We start from the raw sequence: 17130 nt of genomic DNA on the forward strand, positions 1-17130 counted from the left end.
ATCAAGACAATACGCTATAATGAAGTGTTGAAAGGAAATACAAAATGAAACAAGATCGATTTCCATTGGTGTCAGATGATGAGATCATGCTGACCAAAATGCCAGTCATGGACTTGTACGATGAGTCAGACTTTATTAGCAATATCAAAGGTGATTACCGCGATAAAAACTATTTGGAATGGTCTCCTATCAATGAGGAAGAAACCGTAGTTTCTCCAGTGGTTAATAAGGAGTCAAAGCCAAGCCCAGAACCTAAAAAAGTTGAAAAAACCTATGCTGAATTGGCTCGAGAAGAGGCGCGTGCGGACTTGAAAAAGAAACGTTCAGCCAAGTATTTGACTCAGGATGTTAGTCATACCAGACGACACAATGGTTCAACACTTGTTCGTCAAGGAAACCAACCAACAGCACCATTTCAAAAGGAAAATCCAGGTGAGTTTGCCAAATTTAGTAAAAACTTGAGCCAGTCTCACTATATCTTAGCTGAGAATGTTGGCCAAGTGGCGAATCCAACTCCGAAAACCCAAACGGAAAAAGCCAAAAAGAACAACTACGATTTTCTAAAGAAGAGTCAAATCTATAATAAAAAGAATAAGCAAACGGAACAGGAACGTCAGGTTGCCCAAGAGTTGAATCTGACAAGAATTACTGAGTAGGGGAGAAAAGTATGTCAAAAACATATCATTTTATTGGAATCAAGGGATCAGGGATGAGTGCCCTAGCCTTGATGTTGCACCAAATGGGACACAAGGTTCAAGGTTCAGACGTTGAAAAATATTACTTTACTCAACGTGGACTAGAGCAGGCAGGGATTGCCATTCTTCCTTTTGATGAAAAGAACCTACAATGTGATGTGGAGATTATCGCGGGGAATGCCTTCCGTCCAGATAACAACGTTGAAATCGCCTATGCAGATCAAAATGGTATCAGCTACAAACGTTACCATGAATTCCTAGGTAGCTTTATGCGCGACTTTGTCAGCATGGGAGTGGCAGGAGCACATGGAAAAACTTCAACAACAGGTATGCTGTCTCACGTCTTGTCTCACATCACAGACACCAGCTTCTTGATTGGTGACGGGACAGGTCGTGGTTCAGCTAATGCTAAATATTTTGTCTTTGAATCAGACGAATATGAGCGTCACTTCATGCCTTACCACCCAGAATACTCTATCATCACCAACATCGACTTTGACCATCCAGACTACTTTACAAGTCTAGAGGACGTTTTCAATGCCTTTAACGACTATGCTAAACAAATTACCAAAGGTTTGTTTGTATACGGTGAGGATGCTGAGTTGCGTAAGATCACAGCCAATGCGCCAATCTATTACTATGGCTTTGAAGCTGAGGACAATGACTTTGTAGCTAGTGATCTCCTTCGTTCTACGACTGGATCAACATTCACCGTTCACTTCCGTGGTCAAGAATTGGGTCAATTCCACATTCCAACCTTTGGTCGTCACAATATCATGAATGCGACAGCTGTTATTGGTCTTCTTTACACAGCTGGTTTTGATTTGAACTTGGTCCGTGAACACTTGAAAACTTTTGCAGGTGTTAAGCGTCGTTTCACTGAGAAAATTGTCAATGATACAGTGATCATTGATGACTTTGCCCACCATCCAACAGAAATCATTGCAACCTTGGATGCAGCTCGTCAGAAATATCCAAGCAAGGAAATCGTGGCAATCTTCCAACCGCATACCTTTACAAGAACCATTGCCTTGTTGGACGAATTTGCCCATGCATTGAATCAAGCAGACGCCGTCTACCTAGCGCAAATCTATGGATCAGCTCGTGAGGTGGACCATGGCGATGTCAAAGTAGAAGACTTAGCCAATAAAATCAACAAGAAACACCAGGTTATCACTGTTGAAAATGTTTCTCCACTCCTAGACCATGACAATGCTGTTTATGTCTTTATGGGTGCAGGAGACATCCAAACCTATGAATATTCATTTGAACGTCTCTTGTCTAACTTGACAAGCAACGTCCAATAAGGAAAACAGATGGAAATTCCAATCACTATAAGGCAAGCTACCCTATCAGATTTAGAAGAAATGTTGGCGATTGAAGAAGCCAATCCTTCATCAGAAGAGACACTTAGCCGCCAATCCTTAGAAGAGAGTATCCGCAAGTCTGCGGGTACCTTTCTTGTAGCTGGGGATGAAAATCAGCTTTTGGGCTATGTTTTAGGAGAAGCTCAGTCTGTTCATCCCAAATGGATAGAAATAAAATCCTTGACCATTCATCCTGACCATTGGGGACAGGGGTTGGGAACTCTTCTTCTTGCGGCCTTGAAACAGGTGACAGTCGAACTAGATTATCAAGGTATTCTTTTACAAAGTCCTGACGAGTTGCTATCATATTTTGAAATGAATGGCTTTGTTGAGGAAGAAGTGACATGGAGTCAATATGACAGTGGTTCTGAATGGTATCTGATTTGGGCAAATCCTTTTTATCAGGAGGAAATATGAAAATCAGACAAGCAAGATTTTCGGATTTAGATCGGATTATAGAGATAGAGCTAGAGAATTTTTCCCTTGAAGAAGCTATTCCTCGTTCGGTCTTTGAGGCGCATTTGCGGGAAATTCAGACCAGTTTTCTGGTAGCTGAAAAAGAGGGGCGTATTCTTGGTTATATCGAAGGTCCAGTCGTCCCGCACCGCCATCTACATGATCAGTCCTTTACAGAAAAAATAAAAGACTATAGCTATCAACCTGGAGGTTATATTTCTGTGACTTGCCTATCTATTGCCAAGGAAGCACAAGCTTTGGGGGTAGGGAAAAGACTATTAAAGGCTCTGAAAGAAGTCGCTTTAGAACATGAGCGAGAGGGCATTAACTTGACGTGTCATGATTACCTTATCTCCTATTACGAAAAGCACGGCTTTGTTAATGAAGGAATATCCCAGTCAAACTTTGCTGGGGAAACATGGTATGATATGGTTTGGCAGCCAGAAAATAAAGAAAACTAGCTAGGGAATGCCCTAGTTGGTTGCTTTTCTGCGACTTTTAAGATATAATATTAGGGATTGTCAACAAGGAGGTAATGCTTTTGACTGAAAAATCAAGAGAAGAAGAAAAATTAAGCTTTAAAGAGCAGATTCTACGTGATTTAGAAAGAGTAAAAGAACAAGATAGAAGAGAGAAAGAAGTAGAGATTCCAAATCTGACGGCTTCATCATCTCAAGCTAGTTCAGCAACTCCTTCAGATCTTGAACCAGAAACATCAACAGAAGAGTTGATGGCTGATTCCCTATCTGTTGTCGATAAAATCCTAAAAAATGCACCAAGTGTTCCTCCACTTTCAAGTGCTAGTACTGATGAAACGGATGAACAAGAAGAGAAAGAGATTAGACAGCCAATCATTGATAAGATTGAAGTTGTAGAATCTGAAGAACCTCTAGTAGAGCCGATTCATCTGGCTGAAGAACCTGTAGTGGAACCCGTTCAACCTAAGGTAGAACCAGTTGAGCTTAAACCCGAAGAAAAAGAATTTAACGACACTCCGACTAAGGTTGCCGTAACCTATAAAACAGAAGACAAGAAAGAGGGAATCACCCCAGGAATGCCTGAAAGAGTAGAGCCTGTTTCTACAGAATCTAGCAGTGGATTAGCTGATGCTCCACGTCGTAGTCGTCGTCAAGGTGCAACATCAACTAAGAAAAAGAAAAAATCTAAAGGTTGCCTAGTAACAGTTCTAGTTCTCCTAGTACTCGTTGCAGTTGGTGGTTATTTTGGTTATGGTTATGTGCAAGATTCCTTGAAACCTGTGGATGCGAGCTCTAAGAACTACGTAACGGTTCAAATCCCAGACGGTGCAAATGTTCAAGAAATTGGAAGCACCTTGGAAAAATCTGGTTTGGTTAAACATGGACTTATCTTTAGCCTTTATGCTAAATACTATAGTCATGCCAACTTGAAGTCAGGTTATTACAACTTGAAGAAGAGTATGAGTACGGATGAATTGATTCAAGAATTGCAAAAAGGTGGGACTCCTGAAGCTCAGGCACCTGTTCTTTCAAACTTGACCATTCCAGAAGGCTATACATTAGAGCAAATCGCTCAAACAGTAGGACAACTTCAAGGTGAATTTAAAGAACCTCTTACTGCGGATGCTTTCTTGGCAAAAGCTCAAGATGAGACCTTTATCTCACAATTAGTAGCCAAGTATCCAAACCTACTTGGAAGTCTTCCAACAAAAGATAGTGGCGTTCGTTATCGTCTTGAAGGCTACCTTTTCCCAGCGACCTATACAATCAAAGACAGTACAACTGTTGAAAGTTTGATTGATGAGATGGTGGCTGCTATGGATAAGGCTATGTCACCATATTACGCTACGATCAAAGAAAAGAATCTGACAGTTAATGAATTGCTCAGCATTGCTTCTCTTGTCGAAAAAGAAGGAGCTAAGACCGAAGACCGCAAGAAAATCGCAGGTGTCTTCTATAACCGCTTGAATGCCGGTATGCCACTTCAAAGTAATATCGCTATCCTATATGCTCAAGGAAAACTTGGTCAAAAGATTAGTTTAGCAGATGACGCTGGAATTGATACAACGATTGATTCACCATACAATGTTTACACACACCTTGGCCTCATGCCTGGACCGGTTGATAGCCCAAGTTCGGATGCGATTGAAGCAAGTGTAAACCAGACAAAGAGTGAGTACTTGTACTTTGTAGCCAATGTTGAAGACGGTAAAGTATACTTTGCGACAACAAAAGAAGAACATGATCAAAACGTTGCAGAGCATATCAATAGCAAGTTACCTCAAGCAAGTAGTTCAAACTAAAATTATGTGGTTTTCCACATAATTTTGTTTTAAAAAAGTAAATAGAATAGAAAGTTAAAAAAATGGCAGAAAAAACTTACCCAATGACCCTTGAAGAAAAGGAAAAACTAGAAAAAGAATTAGAGGAGTTGAAACTCGTTCGACGTCCCGAAGTCGTAGAGCGTATCAAGATTGCTCGTTCATATGGAGACCTTTCAGAAAATAGTGAGTATGAAGCAGCGAAAGATGAACAAGCTTTTGTTGAAGGACAAATTTCAAGTCTAGAAACAAAAATTCGCTATGCTGAAATTGTTAATAGCGATGCAGTTGCCCAAGATGAGGTAGCAATCGGTAAAACAGTAACAATCCAAGAAGTCGGTGAAGACGAAGAAGAGGTCTACATCATCGTCGGTTCTGCAGGTGCAGATGCTTTTGCTGGTAAAGTATCAAATGAAAGTCCGATTGGCCGTGCTTTGATTGGCAAGAAGACTGGTGATACTGCAACGATTGAAACACCAGTTGGTAGCTATGATGTCAAAATCTTAAAGGTTGAGAAAACAGCCTAAATAGGATGAAAAAGGAGTAGTGAAGGCCTTGCCTTGCTCAACTCCTTTTTGGTTTATTGGATAAAAAGGAGACTATATGAGTGAAAATAAGAAGAAAAACAAAATGGAGCGTGGTTTAACCAATCGCCATGTTCAGGTGATGGCCATTGCGGGAACAATCGGAACAGGACTTTTCTTAGGTGCTGGTCGCTCTATCAGCCTTACAGGACCTTCTATCATCCTGATTTATATGATTACAGGAGCCTTTATGTTTTTGATGATGAGGGCTGTTGGGGAGATGCTGTATCAGGATCCAGAACAACATACCTTTATCAACTTTATCACCCGTCATTTGGGGAAAGGTTGGGGATATTTCTCAGTTTGGTCTTATTGGTTGTCAGTTGTCTTTATCGGTATGGCAGAAATCACTGCCATCTCAGATTATGTTCGCTTCTGGTTTCCCACATGGCCTAGCTGGATGATTCAACTTGTCTTTTTAACAATTTTGGCTTTAGTCAATCTGATTGCGGTTAAGCTCTTTGGAGAAGTCGAGTTTTGGTTTGCTATGGTCAAGATTGTGGCGATTTTAGCCATGATTGCCACTGGGGTCTTTATGGTTTTGACAGGCTTTAAGACACCGCATGGTGTTGCAAGTTTGGCAAATATCAGCGACAAATTCTCTCTTTTTCCAAACGGAGTTATGAACTTTGTCATGGCCTTTCAAATGGTATTTTTTGCCTATCTGATGATTGAGTTTATCGGGGTGACAACTTCTGAAACAAAGAACCCTCGTCAGGTCTTGCCCAAAGCTGTTAAGGAAATTCCTCTTAGAATTATCTTCTTCTATGGGGGAGCTCTCATTGCGATTATGGCCATTATTCCTTGGTCTTATCTTAATTCTTCAGATTCTCCATTTGTAACGGTTTTTGAACTGGCGGGTATCAAGTGGGCAGCAGCTCTAATCAACTTTGTTGTCTTGACCTCAGCGGCGTCTGCTCTTAACTCAACTCTCTACTCAACAGGGAGACACTTATATCAGATTGCCCATGATTCGCCCAATCGTTTCTTAAAGGCCATCAAGGTCGATACCCTTTCTCGCCACAATGTTCCACAAAATGCCATCATCGCCTCAGCAATTTTGATTGCTCTGGCTGCCTTTATCAATGTGTTGCCAGGTGTTTCAGATGCCTTTGCTTTGATTACAGCATCTTCATCAGGTGTTTACATCGCGATTTATATCTTGATTATGGTGGCCCATCTCAAATACCGCAAGTCACAAGACTTCATGGCTGATGGCTACCTTATGCCTCAGTATCGCTTGCTTAATCCCCTAACCATTCTCTTTTTTGTCTTTGTTTTCGTGACTCTCTTTTTGCAAGAGTCTACCTTCATGGGGGCAGTTGGTTCTGCTATCTGGATCTTTGTTTTTGGGATTTATAGTCAGTGGAAATTTAGAAAATAAATCATGAACTCATCAACTCTGTTTGGTGAGTTTTTGCTAGTTTGACAGTTTATTGAAATATGACTATAATCAAGTTGTAGCAGTTTATTAGGAGGTTTGAATGCACGTTAGATTGGAAAATAAGGAATCGCTTAAAGCGCAAGAAATAGGGGATTTGATTCGTGCTTATAATCGTTCCAAAAGAGAAGAGGTTGAGAGCGAGCCACTGAATCTTTATCTCGAAGACGAAAAGGGCAATCTCATGGCGGGCTTAGTAGCTGAGACTTTCGGAAATTGGCTGGAAATCGAATATTTGTTTGTGAAAGAGGAATTACGGGGACAAGGAATCGGTTCGAAACTATTGCAGCGAGCTGAAAGTGAAGCTAAGAAACGAAACTGTCGTTTTGCTTTTGTCAATACTTACCAGTTTCAAGCGCCAGATTTTTATATAAGCCATGGCTACAAGGAAGTCTTTACCTTGCAAGACTATCCCTACACAGGGCAAAGATTTTATTACCAAAAGGATTTGTGACCTAGACTTCTTTCTTTTGGAGAGGAACTTAGCTAAGTATCAAAAAAGAACGAATACTCTTTATCATGTAAGATGATAGAGAGTTTTTTGTTAATAAAATATTACAAAATGACATTTATATATTGCATTAAGTTAGATATATGGTATAATGTTTTTAAAAGAGGCGCAACTTTTTAAAATTTTGAAGGAGGACGCTAGTGGCTAAAAATTTAAAATTAAAATTAGCTCGGGTAGAGCGTGATTTAACACAAGGGGATTTGGCAGAAGCTGTGGGTGTTACTAGGCAGACTATAGGCTTGATAGAAGCAGGGAAATATAATCCTAGTCTCTCCCTCTGTCAGTCCATTTGCAGATGCTTAGGAAAAACATTAGATCAATTATTTTGGGAGGAAGAAGATGAAAAATAGATTTTTTTATTATCAATTATTAGACGAAAGAGAAGAACAACTGATTAACAAAGCTGGGACAGAGTCTTTTCATGTGTTTACCGGGCTCATTCTGCTAAGTTATTTGGTGGCAATATTAGCACCTGCTCTTTTTAATCCTGATATTCTTCTGGTTACCCTTTTATTAGGAATTTTATTCTTTTTCAATCGTGCACGACAACTTGGAGTGACCTACTATAGTCGTTTTCATTTTACAATTATAGGGTGTTTGCTGGTAACTCTCGCTATTACGTCTCTCTTGATGTTGCAGAATTATCAATTCAACATAGAAATTTATCAGCACAACCCTTTGAACGTTAAATACTTGTCTGCTTGGGCCATTACTTATCTGATTTACCTTCCTTGGGTTTTTATCGCCAATCTCGGCCTTAAAAGTTATGGCGAATGGGCTCAAAAAAAGTTTGAGCAAGATATGGATGAACTGGAGAGTGGGAATTAGCTTGTTAAGTTTTTATCAATCTTGAAAAAATGTGTTATAATAGTACTAATTTATCGGATGGTGTGAAAGTGGCAGAATACGTTCATGCCTTTGTAAAGTAGGAAGAAGGAAAACAGATGTATCCAGATGATAGTTTGACATTGCACACGGACTTGTACCAGATTAACATGATGCAAGTTTACTTTGACCAAGGAATTCACAATAAGAAGGCGGTCTTTGAAGTTTATTTCCGTCAGCAACCGTTTAATAACGGTTATGCAGTTTTTGCTGGTTTGGAAAGAATTGTACATTATCTTGAAGACTTACGCTTTTCAGATAGCGATATTGCCTACTTGGAGACGCTTGGGTATCATGGAGAATTCTTGGATTACCTACGAAATCTCAAGTTAGAACTAACGGTTCGTTCTGCTCAGGAAGGGGACTTGGTTTTTGCTAATGAGCCGGTTGTGCAGGTTGAAGGACCTCTAGCCCAATGTCAATTGGTCGAAACGGCTCTCTTAAACATCGTTAACTTTCAAACCTTGATAGCGACAAAGGCAGCACGTATTCGTTCAGTCATTGAAGATGAGCCTTTGATGGAATTCGGGACACGTCGTGCGCAAGAAATGGATGCAGCTATCTGGGGAACACGCGCAGCTGTGATTGGTGGAGCCAACGGGACTAGCAATGTGCGAGCAGGGAAGCTCTTTGGCATTCCTGTCTTGGGTACTCATGCCCATGCCTTGGTACAGGTTTATGGAAACGACTATGAGGCCTTTAAGGCCTATGCTTCAACCCATCGTGACTGTGTCTTTTTAGTAGATACATATGATACGCTTCGCATCGGTGTGCCAGCTGCCATTCAGGTTGCTCGTGAACTGGGAGACAAGATTAATTTTAAAGGCGTTCGTATTGACTCGGGGGATATAGCCTACATTTCCAAGAAAGTCCGTCAGCAACTGGACGAGGCAGGTTTTACAGAGGCTAAGATCTATGCTTCTAATGACCTTGATGAAAATACTATCCTCAACCTCAAGATGCAACACGCCAAGATTGATGTCTGGGGTGTGGGAACCAAGCTGATTACAGCCTATGACCAGCCAGCTCTTGGAGCGGTTTATAAGATTGTAGCTATCGAAGATGAGAATGGTCAGATGCGCAATACCATCAAGCTTTCAAGCAATGCTGAAAAAGTATCGACCCCAGGTAAGAAGCAAGTATGGCGCATTACTAGTCGTGAAAAAGGCAAGTCAGAAGGTGACTACATCACCTATGACGGTGTGGATGTTGCCAGCATGACAGAAATCAAAATGTTCCATCCGACCTATACCTACATCAAAAAGACCGTTCGTAATTTTGATGCTGTTCCTCTCTTGGTGGATATCTTTAAAGAAGGAACATTAGTTTACGATTTGCCTAGTTTGACTGACATTCAAGCCTATGCTCGTAAGGAATTTGACAAACTTTGGGATGAGTACAAACGGGTACTCAATCCGCAACACTATCCAGTGGATTTGGCGCGTGATATTTGGCAGGACAAAATGGACTTGATTGACAAGATGCGCAAAGAAGCTCTTGGTGAAGGAGAAGAAGAATGAGTTTGCAAGAGACCATTATCCAGCAACTGGGCGTCAAACCAGTGATTGATACCCAGGAAGAAATTCGTCGTTCGATTGATTTCTTAAAGAGATACTTGAAAAAACACCCTTTCCTTAAAACCTTTGTATTAGGGATTTCTGGGGGTCAAGACTCAACCTTGGCAGGGCGCTTGGCGCAATTAGCTATGGAAGAAATGCGAGCAGAGACAGGAGATGACAGCTACCAATTTATTGCTGTCCGCCTGCCATATGGCGTGCAAGCAGATGAGGCAGATGCTCAAAAAGCTCTTGCTTTCATCCAGCCAGATGTCAGTCTAGTTGTAAATATCAAGGAATCAGCTGATGCTATGACAGCTGCAGTCGAAGCGACAGGAAGTCCTGTTTCAGACTTTAACAAGGGCAATATTAAGGCTCGTAGTCGTATGATTGCCCAATATGCTCTTGCGGGTTCCCATAGCGGAGCCGTCATTGGAACAGACCATGCTGCGGAAAATATCACAGGCTTTTTTACCAAGTTTGGTGACGGTGGTGCAGACATTCTCCCACTTTATCGCCTCAATAAACGCCAAGGGAAACAACTCTTGAAGGAGCTTGGTGCAGACCCAGCCCTTTATGAAAAAATCCCAACAGCAGACCTAGAAGAAGACAAACCTGGACTTGCTGACGAAGTTGCACTTGGAGTCACTTACAATGAAATTGATGACTATCTAGAAGGCAAAACAATCAGTCCAGAAGCCCAAGCGACTATTGAAAACTGGTGGCACAAAGGCCAACACAAACGCCACCTACCAATCACCGTATTTGATGACTTTTGGGAGTAAAAAGGTCCTGTGGACCTTTTTACCCTGAGCCTAGAAATGGGAAAGCGAGGAAGGTCCGGGGGACCTTTTTAGCCCGAGTCTAGAAACGGGAGAACGAGGCAGATTTGGTAACTCGAAGAGTTCGATTTCGTTGTCTTACCCCCGCAACGATGACTAGGTTTGAAAAAGCTTGGTAAAGCGCATTTCAAACCAGACAGCGACTGCGTCAAGTAACTAGATGAAAAACTTGTTTTCTAGCTGTTACTGAGTATAGTCTTTTTACCCTGAGTCTAGAAACGAGAAAGCGAGGAAGGTCCGGGGGACCTTTTTAGCTTGAGCCTTGAAACTAGAGAGCAAGAATGACCTCCAGTGGAGGTTTTTACCCTGAGCCTAGAAATGAGAAAGCGAAGAAGGTCCTGTGGACTTTTTTAGCCCGAGTCTAGAAATAAGAAAACGAGGCAGATTCGGTAACTCGAAGAGTTCGATTTTCCTTGTCTCACCCCCGCAACGATGACTAGGTTTGAAAAAGCTTGGTAAAGCGCATTTCAAACCAGACAGCGACTGCGTCAAGTAACTAGATGAAAAACTTGTTTTCTAGCTGTTACTGAGTATAGTCTTTTTCCCCTGAGCCTGGAAATGAGAAAGCGAGGAAGGTTCGGGGGACCTTTTTAGCCCGAGTCTAGAAACGGGAAAACGAGGCAGATTCGGTAACTCGAAGAGTTCGATTTCGTTGCGTCAAGGGACTAGATGAAAAACTTGTTTTCTAGCTGTTACTGAGTATAGTCTTTTTACCCCGAGTCTAGAAATGAGAAAGCGAGGAAGGCCCGAGGACTTTTTTAGCTTGAGCCTTAAGCTTAGAAAGTGAGGTAACGTTATGAAAGCAATCGGTACGCAAATGTTAGAGACGAAACGTTTAATCTTGAGAAGATTTGTGGAGAGTGATGCGGAAGCCATGTTTCAAAATTGGGCTTCGTCTGCTGAGAATCTGACCTATGTTACTTGGGATCCTCATCCTGATGTCGAGGTGACTCGGAACTCGATTCGAAATTGGGTTGCATCCTATAACAATCCCAACTATTACAAATGGGCTATTTGTCTCAAAGAGAACCCAGAGCATGTGATAGGAGATATCAGCATCATTGAAATGCACGAGGAAGATTTAAGTTGTGAAATTGGGTATGTTTTAGGAAAAAATTTTTGGGGCCGAGGTATGATGACAGAGGCCTTGAAAGCTGTGTTAGATTTTTGTTTTACTCAAGCAGGTTTTCAAAAAGTCAGAGCTCGTTACGCCAGTCTCAACCTAGCTTCAGGCCGTGTGATGGAAAAAGCGGGAATGTCCTATCTAAAAACCATTGCCAATGGTGTGGAGAGAAAAGACTACGTTGCGGACCTTATTTATTACCAGATAAGTAGGGTAGACAGGTGATTTTCTTTTCTGTAACTACCAAAGTCAGACCTTGTCTGGCTTTTTTTGTGCAAGGTTTCTAAATAACCTGATTAAATTCCTATTTTCCCCTATCATTGTCCCTGTTTTTTCTTAGAGTTGGGAATTATAATAGACTTATCAAAAAAAGAAGGGTGAAAAGATATGGATAATGTAATCTTTTTTATCAGTGTTTTTCTTGCTGGAATTCTTTCCTTCTTTTCTCCTTGTATTTTACCCTTGTTGCCAGTCTATGCAGGAGTCTTATTGGATGATAAGAATGATGCTCAGGCTTCTAGTGGAAAATTTTCAATCTCACTTGTTAGTTTATTGCGAACTTTGGCCTTTATAGCGGGGATTTCTTTTATCTTTATCTTACTGGGTTATGGAGCTGGTTTTTTAGGCAATTTGCTGTATGCTTCTTGGTTTCAGTATGTGACGGGTGCGGTTATTATTCTCTTGGGCTTACACCAGATGGAAGTCCTACATTTGCAGGGGCTCTACAAGGAAAGAAGGCTACAATTAAAGAGACAGGATCAAAACGCTAACGGCTATAGTCAGGCATTTTTACTGGGGTTGACCTTTAGTTTTGCTTGGACGCCATGTGTAGGGCCGGTTCTGGGGTCTGTTTTGGCCTTAGCGGCTTCAGGTGGCTCAGGTGCTTGGCAGGGAGCTGGTCTCATGTTGGTTTACACGCTGGGTTTGGCGCTACCATTTTTAGTTCTAGCTCTCGCCTCCAGCTATGTTTTGAAACATTTCCGAAAACTGCATCCTTACCTCGGAATCCTCAAAAAAGTGGGTGGTTTCCTCATTATCCTGATGGGAATCTTGGTGCTTTTGGGAAATGCTTCCATTTTGACTACATTATTTGAATAGAGAGGAAAAAGAAATGAAAAAATGGCAAACATGTCTCCTTGGAGTAGGCTCAATTTGTTGCTTGGTAGCCTGTTCGGCTAAAAACACGTCAGACGAGTCTACTATGAAGGAGCAATCCAAAACAGAACAAGTTAGTTCACAAACTGCGACTAAAGGTCAGGAAGTCGCTGATTTTGAACTGATGGGAGTAGATGGTAAGACCTATCGTTTATCTGATTACAAGGGCAAGAAAGTCTATCTTAAATTCTGGGCTTCTTGGTGTTCCATCTGTCTAGCTAGCCTTCCAGATACGGATGAAATCGCTAAGGATGCTGGTGATGACTATGTAGTTTTGACAGTGGTCTCTCCTGGACACAAAGGTGAACAAGCAGAAGCGGACTTTAAGAATTGGTACAAGGGATTGGATTATAAAAATTTTCCAGTTTTAATTGATCCATCAGGTAAACTCTTGGAAAGTTATGGTGTCCGTTCTTATCCGACTCAAGCCTTTATAGACAAGGAAGGCAAGCTGGTCAAAACGCAACCAGGTTTTATGGATAAGGATATGATTTTAAAAGAATTGAAAGAAATGGGGTAGAGAAAGGCTATGAATGATAAAGTAAAACTTTTTGTCTTGGCAGGGGTCATTCTCCTAGTCCTAACCGGTTTCTATTTTCTATTGATGCGAAATGCAGGGCAGACAGATAGCTCGCAAATTGAGAAAGCATCCGTTAGCCAAGGAGCAAAAACAGTGAAAAAAACAGAAGTGAGTAAAGACGCAGACTTGCACGAAATTTATCTAGCTGGAGGATGTTTCTGGGGAGTGGAGGAATACTTCTCACGCGTGCCTGGAGTGACAGATGCCGTTTCTGGCTATGCAAACGGTAGAGGGGAAACAACCAAGTACGAATTGATTAACCAAACAGGTCATGCGGAAACCGTCCATGTCACTTACGACGCCAATCAAATTTCCCTCAAGGAGATCCTGCTTCATTACTTCCGCATTATCAATCCAACCAGCAAAAATAAACAAGGAAATGATGTGGGGACCCAGTATCGTACTGGCGTTTATTACACAGATGACAAGGATTTGGAGGTAATCAACCAAGTCTTTGATGAAGTTGCTAAGAAATATGACCAACCTCTGGCAGTTGAAAAGGAAAACTTGAAGAATTTTGTGGTGGCGGAGGATTATCACCAAGACTACCTCAAGAAAAATCCAAATGGCTACTGTCATATCAATGTTAATCAGGCTGCCTACCCTGTCATTGATGCCAGCAAATATCCTAAACCAAGTGACGAGGAATTGAAAAAGACCTTGTCACCTGAGGAGTATGCAGTTACCCAGAAAAATCAAACAGAACGAGCTTTTTCAAACCGCTATTGGGATAAATTTGAATACGGTATCTATGTGGATGTAGCTACTGGTGAACCCCTCTTTTCATCAAAGGACAAGTTTGAGTCTGGTTGTGGCTGGCCTAGTTTCACCCAACCCATCAGCCCAGATGTTGCTACCTACAAAGAAGATAAGTCTTACAATATGACACGCATGGAAGTGCGGAGCCGAGTTGGAGATTCTCACCTTGGCCATGTCTTTACGGATGGACCACAGGACAAGGGGGGCTTGCGCTACTGTATCAATAGTCTCTCTATCCGCTTTATTCCAAAAGACCAAATGGCAGAAAAAGGTTATGCTTATTTACTAGATTATGTTGATTAAGAGGCTTTCCTAAGCAGGTAGAGGAGAATTTTGCTATACTGATACTAGTAAGTGACAAAGGAGCAGAGCATGACCTACACAATTTTAATCGTAGAGGATGAGTATCTGGTAAGACAAGGATTGACCAAGCTGGTCAATGTAGCAGCCTACGATATGGAAATCATCGGTCAGGCTGAAAATGGAAGACAGGCTTGGGACTTAATTCAAAAGCAGGTGCCAGATATCATTTTAACCGATATCAATATGCCGCAGCTAAATGGCATCCAGTTGGCCAGTCTGGTCCGAGAAACCTATCCTCAGGTTCACCTAGTTTTTTTGACAGGTTACGATGATTTTGATTATGCCTTTTCTGCCGTCAAACTCGGTGTAGATGATTACCTGCTCAAACCCTTTTCGCGTCAGGATATTGAGGAAATGTTGGGGAAAATCAAGCAAAAACTAGACAAGGAAGAAAAAGAAGAGCAGTTACAAGATTTATTAACTGATAAGTTTGAGGGAAATCTGGCCCAGAAAATCCAGTCTCATCTGGCTGACAGTCAGTTTAGTTTGAAGTCTTTGGCCAGTGATTTGGGCTTTAGCCCGACTTATTTGAGCTCCTTGATTAAGAAAGAGTTGGGGTTGCCTTTTCAGGATTATCTGGTGAGAGAGCGTGTCAAACAAGCCAAGCTCTTGCTTTTGACCACAGATTTAAAGATTTATGAGATAGCCGAAAAGGTTGGTTTTGAGGATATGAACTACTTTACCCAACGTTTTAAACAGATTGCAGGTGTGACACCTCGTCAGTTTAAGAAGGGAGAAGGTCGATGAAGCGTTCTTCTCTTTTAGTCAGAATGGTTATTTCCATCTTTCTGGTCTTTCTCATTCTCCTAGCTGTGGTTGGGACTTTCTATTATCAATCTAGTTCATCAGCTATTGAGGCTACTATCGAGGGTAATAGCCAAACGACCATTAGCCAAACTAGCCACTTTATTCAGTCTTATATCAAAAAATTAGAAACCACCTCTACCAGTTTGACCCAGCAGAAGGATGTCTTAGCCTATGCTGAGAATCCCAGTCAAGACAAGGTAAAGGAAATCCGAGATCTGTTTTTGACCATCTTAAAGGCAGACCAGGACTTGAAAACGGTGGTACTGGTCACCAAATCCGGTCAGGTTATTTCTACAGATGATAGTGTGCAGATGAAAACCTCCTCTGATATGATGGCTGAGGATTGGTACCAAAAGGCTATCCATCAGGGAGCTAAGCCAGTTTTGACACCAGCTCGTAAATCAGACAGTCAGTGGGTTATTTCTGTCACTCAAGAACTTGTTGATACAGAGGGGGCCAATCTTGGCGTGCTTCGTTTGGATATTTCCTACGAAACTCTGGAAGCCTATCTCAACCAACTCCAGTTGGGCCAGCAGGGCTTTGCCTTTATCATCAATGAAAACCATGAATTTGTCTACCATCCTAAACGTACTGTCTATAGCTCAGCTAGTGAAATGGAGGCTATGAAATCCTACATCGAGACGGGGCAGGGCTATACGCTGGACCACCAATCCTACGTCAGTCAGGAACAGATTGCAGGGACTGATTGGACGGTGATAGGCGTGTCTTCGTTGGAGAAGTTAGACCAGGTTCGGAGTCAACTCATGTGGACCTTGCTTGCTGCTAGTGCCTTATCTCTTCTTGCCTGTCTCTGCTTGGTGTGGTTCAGTCTCAAACGCTGGATCGCCCCTTTGAAGGACCTAAGAGAAACCATGCTGGAAATTGCTTCTGGTACACAAAATCTTCGTGCTAAGGAAGCTGGCGCCTATGAACTGAGAGAAGTGACTCGTCAGTTCAATGCCATGCTGGATCAGATTGACCAGTTGATGGCAGATGTGCGCAGGCAGGAAGAAGCGACCCGGCAGTATGAACTTCAAGCATTGTCGAGCCAGATTAACCCCCATTTCCTCTACAATACTTTGGATACTATCATCTGGATGGCTGAATTTCAGGATAGTCAGCGAGTGGTTCAGGTGACCAAGTCCTTGGCAACCTATTTCCGCTTGGCGCTCAACCAAGGAAGGGATTTGATTTCTCTTTCTGATGAAATCAATCATGTCCGCCAGTACCTCTTTATCCAGAAACAACGCTATGGTGATAAGCTGGAGTATGAGATTGCTGAAGAACCTGACTTTGATAATTTAGTCTTGCCTAAACTGGTGTTGCAACCTCTTGTAGAAAATGCCCTTTACCATGGCATTAAGGAGAAGGAAGGTCAGGGCCATATTAAAGTTTTTGTTCAGAAACAGGATACAGGGCTTGTCATCCGCATTGAGGATGATGGTGTTGGTTTCCAAGCTGCTGGCGATAGTAGTCAAAGTCAGCTCAAATGTGGGGGAGTTGGCCTTCAAAATGTCGACCAACGACTCAAACTTCATTTTGGAGACAATTACCAGATGAAGATCAATTCTGTACCCTCAAAAGGAACGACAGTTGAAATATACATCAATAAAATTGAAACTAGCTAACTCCCAGTTCACTCTGGGAGTTTTGCTTTTAAAATTCAGAATGATTAGTTGGCCTTGATAAAATCAGTAAAAAAAGATA

18 protein-coding genes are annotated in these 17130 nt (G+C 41.8%); all 18 read left to right on the forward strand.

The features are described from left to right. Window positions 1-44: 44 nt before the first annotated feature. The 18 genes from Q4443_RS05315 to Q4443_RS05400 all read left to right on the forward strand — a co-directional run bounded on the left by Q4443_RS05315 (window position 45) and on the right by Q4443_RS05400 (window position 17051). Complete coding sequence (locus Q4443_RS05315; RefSeq protein WP_049519050.1) at window positions 45-656, forward strand: hypothetical protein; 612 nt, start codon at window positions 45-47, stop codon at window positions 654-656. Between the two features lie 11 nt (window positions 657-667). Next, on the forward strand, window positions 668-2002 hold the full coding sequence (gene murC / locus Q4443_RS05320; protein WP_049519049.1) for a UDP-N-acetylmuramate--L-alanine ligase: 1335 nt from the start codon (window positions 668-670) through the stop codon (window positions 2000-2002). 9 nt (window positions 2003-2011) lie between these two features. Beyond that, a complete protein-coding gene (locus Q4443_RS05325) occupies window positions 2012-2479 on the forward strand; it encodes a GNAT family N-acetyltransferase (RefSeq protein WP_049519048.1) in 468 nt (155 codons plus the stop codon). Next, window positions 2476-2979 (forward strand): GNAT family N-acetyltransferase, encoded by a 504-nt coding sequence (locus Q4443_RS05330; protein WP_049519047.1) that lies wholly within the window; start codon window positions 2476-2478, stop codon window positions 2977-2979. Before Q4443_RS05325 ends, Q4443_RS05330 begins: the two co-directional genes overlap by 4 nt. Before the next feature lie 74 nt (window positions 2980-3053). Then, window positions 3054-4799 (forward strand): endolytic transglycosylase MltG, encoded by a 1746-nt coding sequence (gene mltG, locus Q4443_RS05335; RefSeq protein ID WP_080978809.1) that lies wholly within the window; start codon window positions 3054-3056, stop codon window positions 4797-4799. Between the two features lie 62 nt (window positions 4800-4861). Continuing rightward, window positions 4862-5344: a transcription elongation factor GreA gene (gene greA, locus Q4443_RS05340; RefSeq protein ID WP_000818765.1), complete on the forward strand. Its 483-nt coding sequence runs from the start codon at window positions 4862-4864 to the stop codon at window positions 5342-5344. Window positions 5345-5420: 76 nt separating this feature from the next. After that, window positions 5421-6785, forward strand: a complete 1365-nt coding sequence (locus tag Q4443_RS05345; RefSeq protein ID WP_049519046.1) for an amino acid permease — start codon at window positions 5421-5423, stop codon at window positions 6783-6785. A 100-nt stretch (window positions 6786-6885) separates the two neighbouring features. Beyond that, entirely contained in the window at window positions 6886-7296 is a 411-nt protein-coding gene (locus tag Q4443_RS05350; protein ID WP_000558479.1) for a GNAT family N-acetyltransferase, read from the forward strand. Between the two features lie 197 nt (window positions 7297-7493). After that, window positions 7494-7703 (forward strand): helix-turn-helix transcriptional regulator, encoded by a 210-nt coding sequence (locus Q4443_RS05355; RefSeq protein ID WP_001107502.1) that lies wholly within the window; start codon window positions 7494-7496, stop codon window positions 7701-7703. Next, entirely contained in the window at window positions 7693-8181 is a 489-nt protein-coding gene (locus Q4443_RS05360; protein ID WP_049519045.1) for a DUF6773 family protein, read from the forward strand. Before Q4443_RS05355 ends, Q4443_RS05360 begins: the two co-directional genes overlap by 11 nt. Before the next feature lie 116 nt (window positions 8182-8297). Continuing rightward, window positions 8298-9758: a nicotinate phosphoribosyltransferase gene (locus Q4443_RS05365; RefSeq protein ID WP_049519044.1), complete on the forward strand. Its 1461-nt coding sequence runs from the start codon at window positions 8298-8300 to the stop codon at window positions 9756-9758. Beyond that, complete coding sequence (nadE, locus tag Q4443_RS05370) at window positions 9755-10579, forward strand: ammonia-dependent NAD(+) synthetase (protein WP_049519043.1); 825 nt, start codon at window positions 9755-9757, stop codon at window positions 10577-10579. Before Q4443_RS05365 ends, nadE begins: the two co-directional genes overlap by 4 nt. An 853-nt stretch (window positions 10580-11432) precedes the next feature. Then, window positions 11433-11984, forward strand: a complete 552-nt coding sequence (locus Q4443_RS05375) for a GNAT family N-acetyltransferase (protein ID WP_049519256.1) — start codon at window positions 11433-11435, stop codon at window positions 11982-11984. Between the two features lie 162 nt (window positions 11985-12146). Beyond that, on the forward strand, window positions 12147-12857 hold the full coding sequence (gene ccdA2 / locus Q4443_RS05380) for a thiol-disulfide oxidoreductase-associated membrane protein CcdA2 (RefSeq protein WP_049519258.1): 711 nt from the start codon (window positions 12147-12149) through the stop codon (window positions 12855-12857). 13 nt (window positions 12858-12870) lie between these two features. Beyond that, on the forward strand, window positions 12871-13434 hold the full coding sequence (locus tag Q4443_RS05385) for a redoxin family protein (RefSeq protein ID WP_049519259.1): 564 nt from the start codon (window positions 12871-12873) through the stop codon (window positions 13432-13434). Between the two features lie 9 nt (window positions 13435-13443). Beyond that, window positions 13444-14556 carry a peptide-methionine (R)-S-oxide reductase MsrB gene (gene msrB, locus Q4443_RS05390; RefSeq protein WP_049519260.1) on the forward strand — a complete coding sequence of 371 codons (1113 nt, stop codon included), beginning with the start codon at window positions 13444-13446 and terminating at the stop codon, window positions 14554-14556. 69 nt (window positions 14557-14625) lie between these two features. Continuing rightward, window positions 14626-15363: a response regulator transcription factor gene (locus tag Q4443_RS05395; protein ID WP_049478900.1), complete on the forward strand. Its 738-nt coding sequence runs from the start codon at window positions 14626-14628 to the stop codon at window positions 15361-15363. After that, on the forward strand, window positions 15360-17051 hold the full coding sequence (locus Q4443_RS05400) for a sensor histidine kinase (protein WP_049478899.1): 1692 nt from the start codon (window positions 15360-15362) through the stop codon (window positions 17049-17051). Before Q4443_RS05395 ends, Q4443_RS05400 begins: the two co-directional genes overlap by 4 nt. The last annotated feature ends 79 nt before the right edge of the window (window positions 17052-17130 follow it).

The sequence above is a fragment of the Streptococcus sp. GP0011 genome, from assembly GCF_030546305.1.
Taxonomy (GTDB): domain Bacteria; phylum Bacillota; class Bacilli; order Lactobacillales; family Streptococcaceae; genus Streptococcus.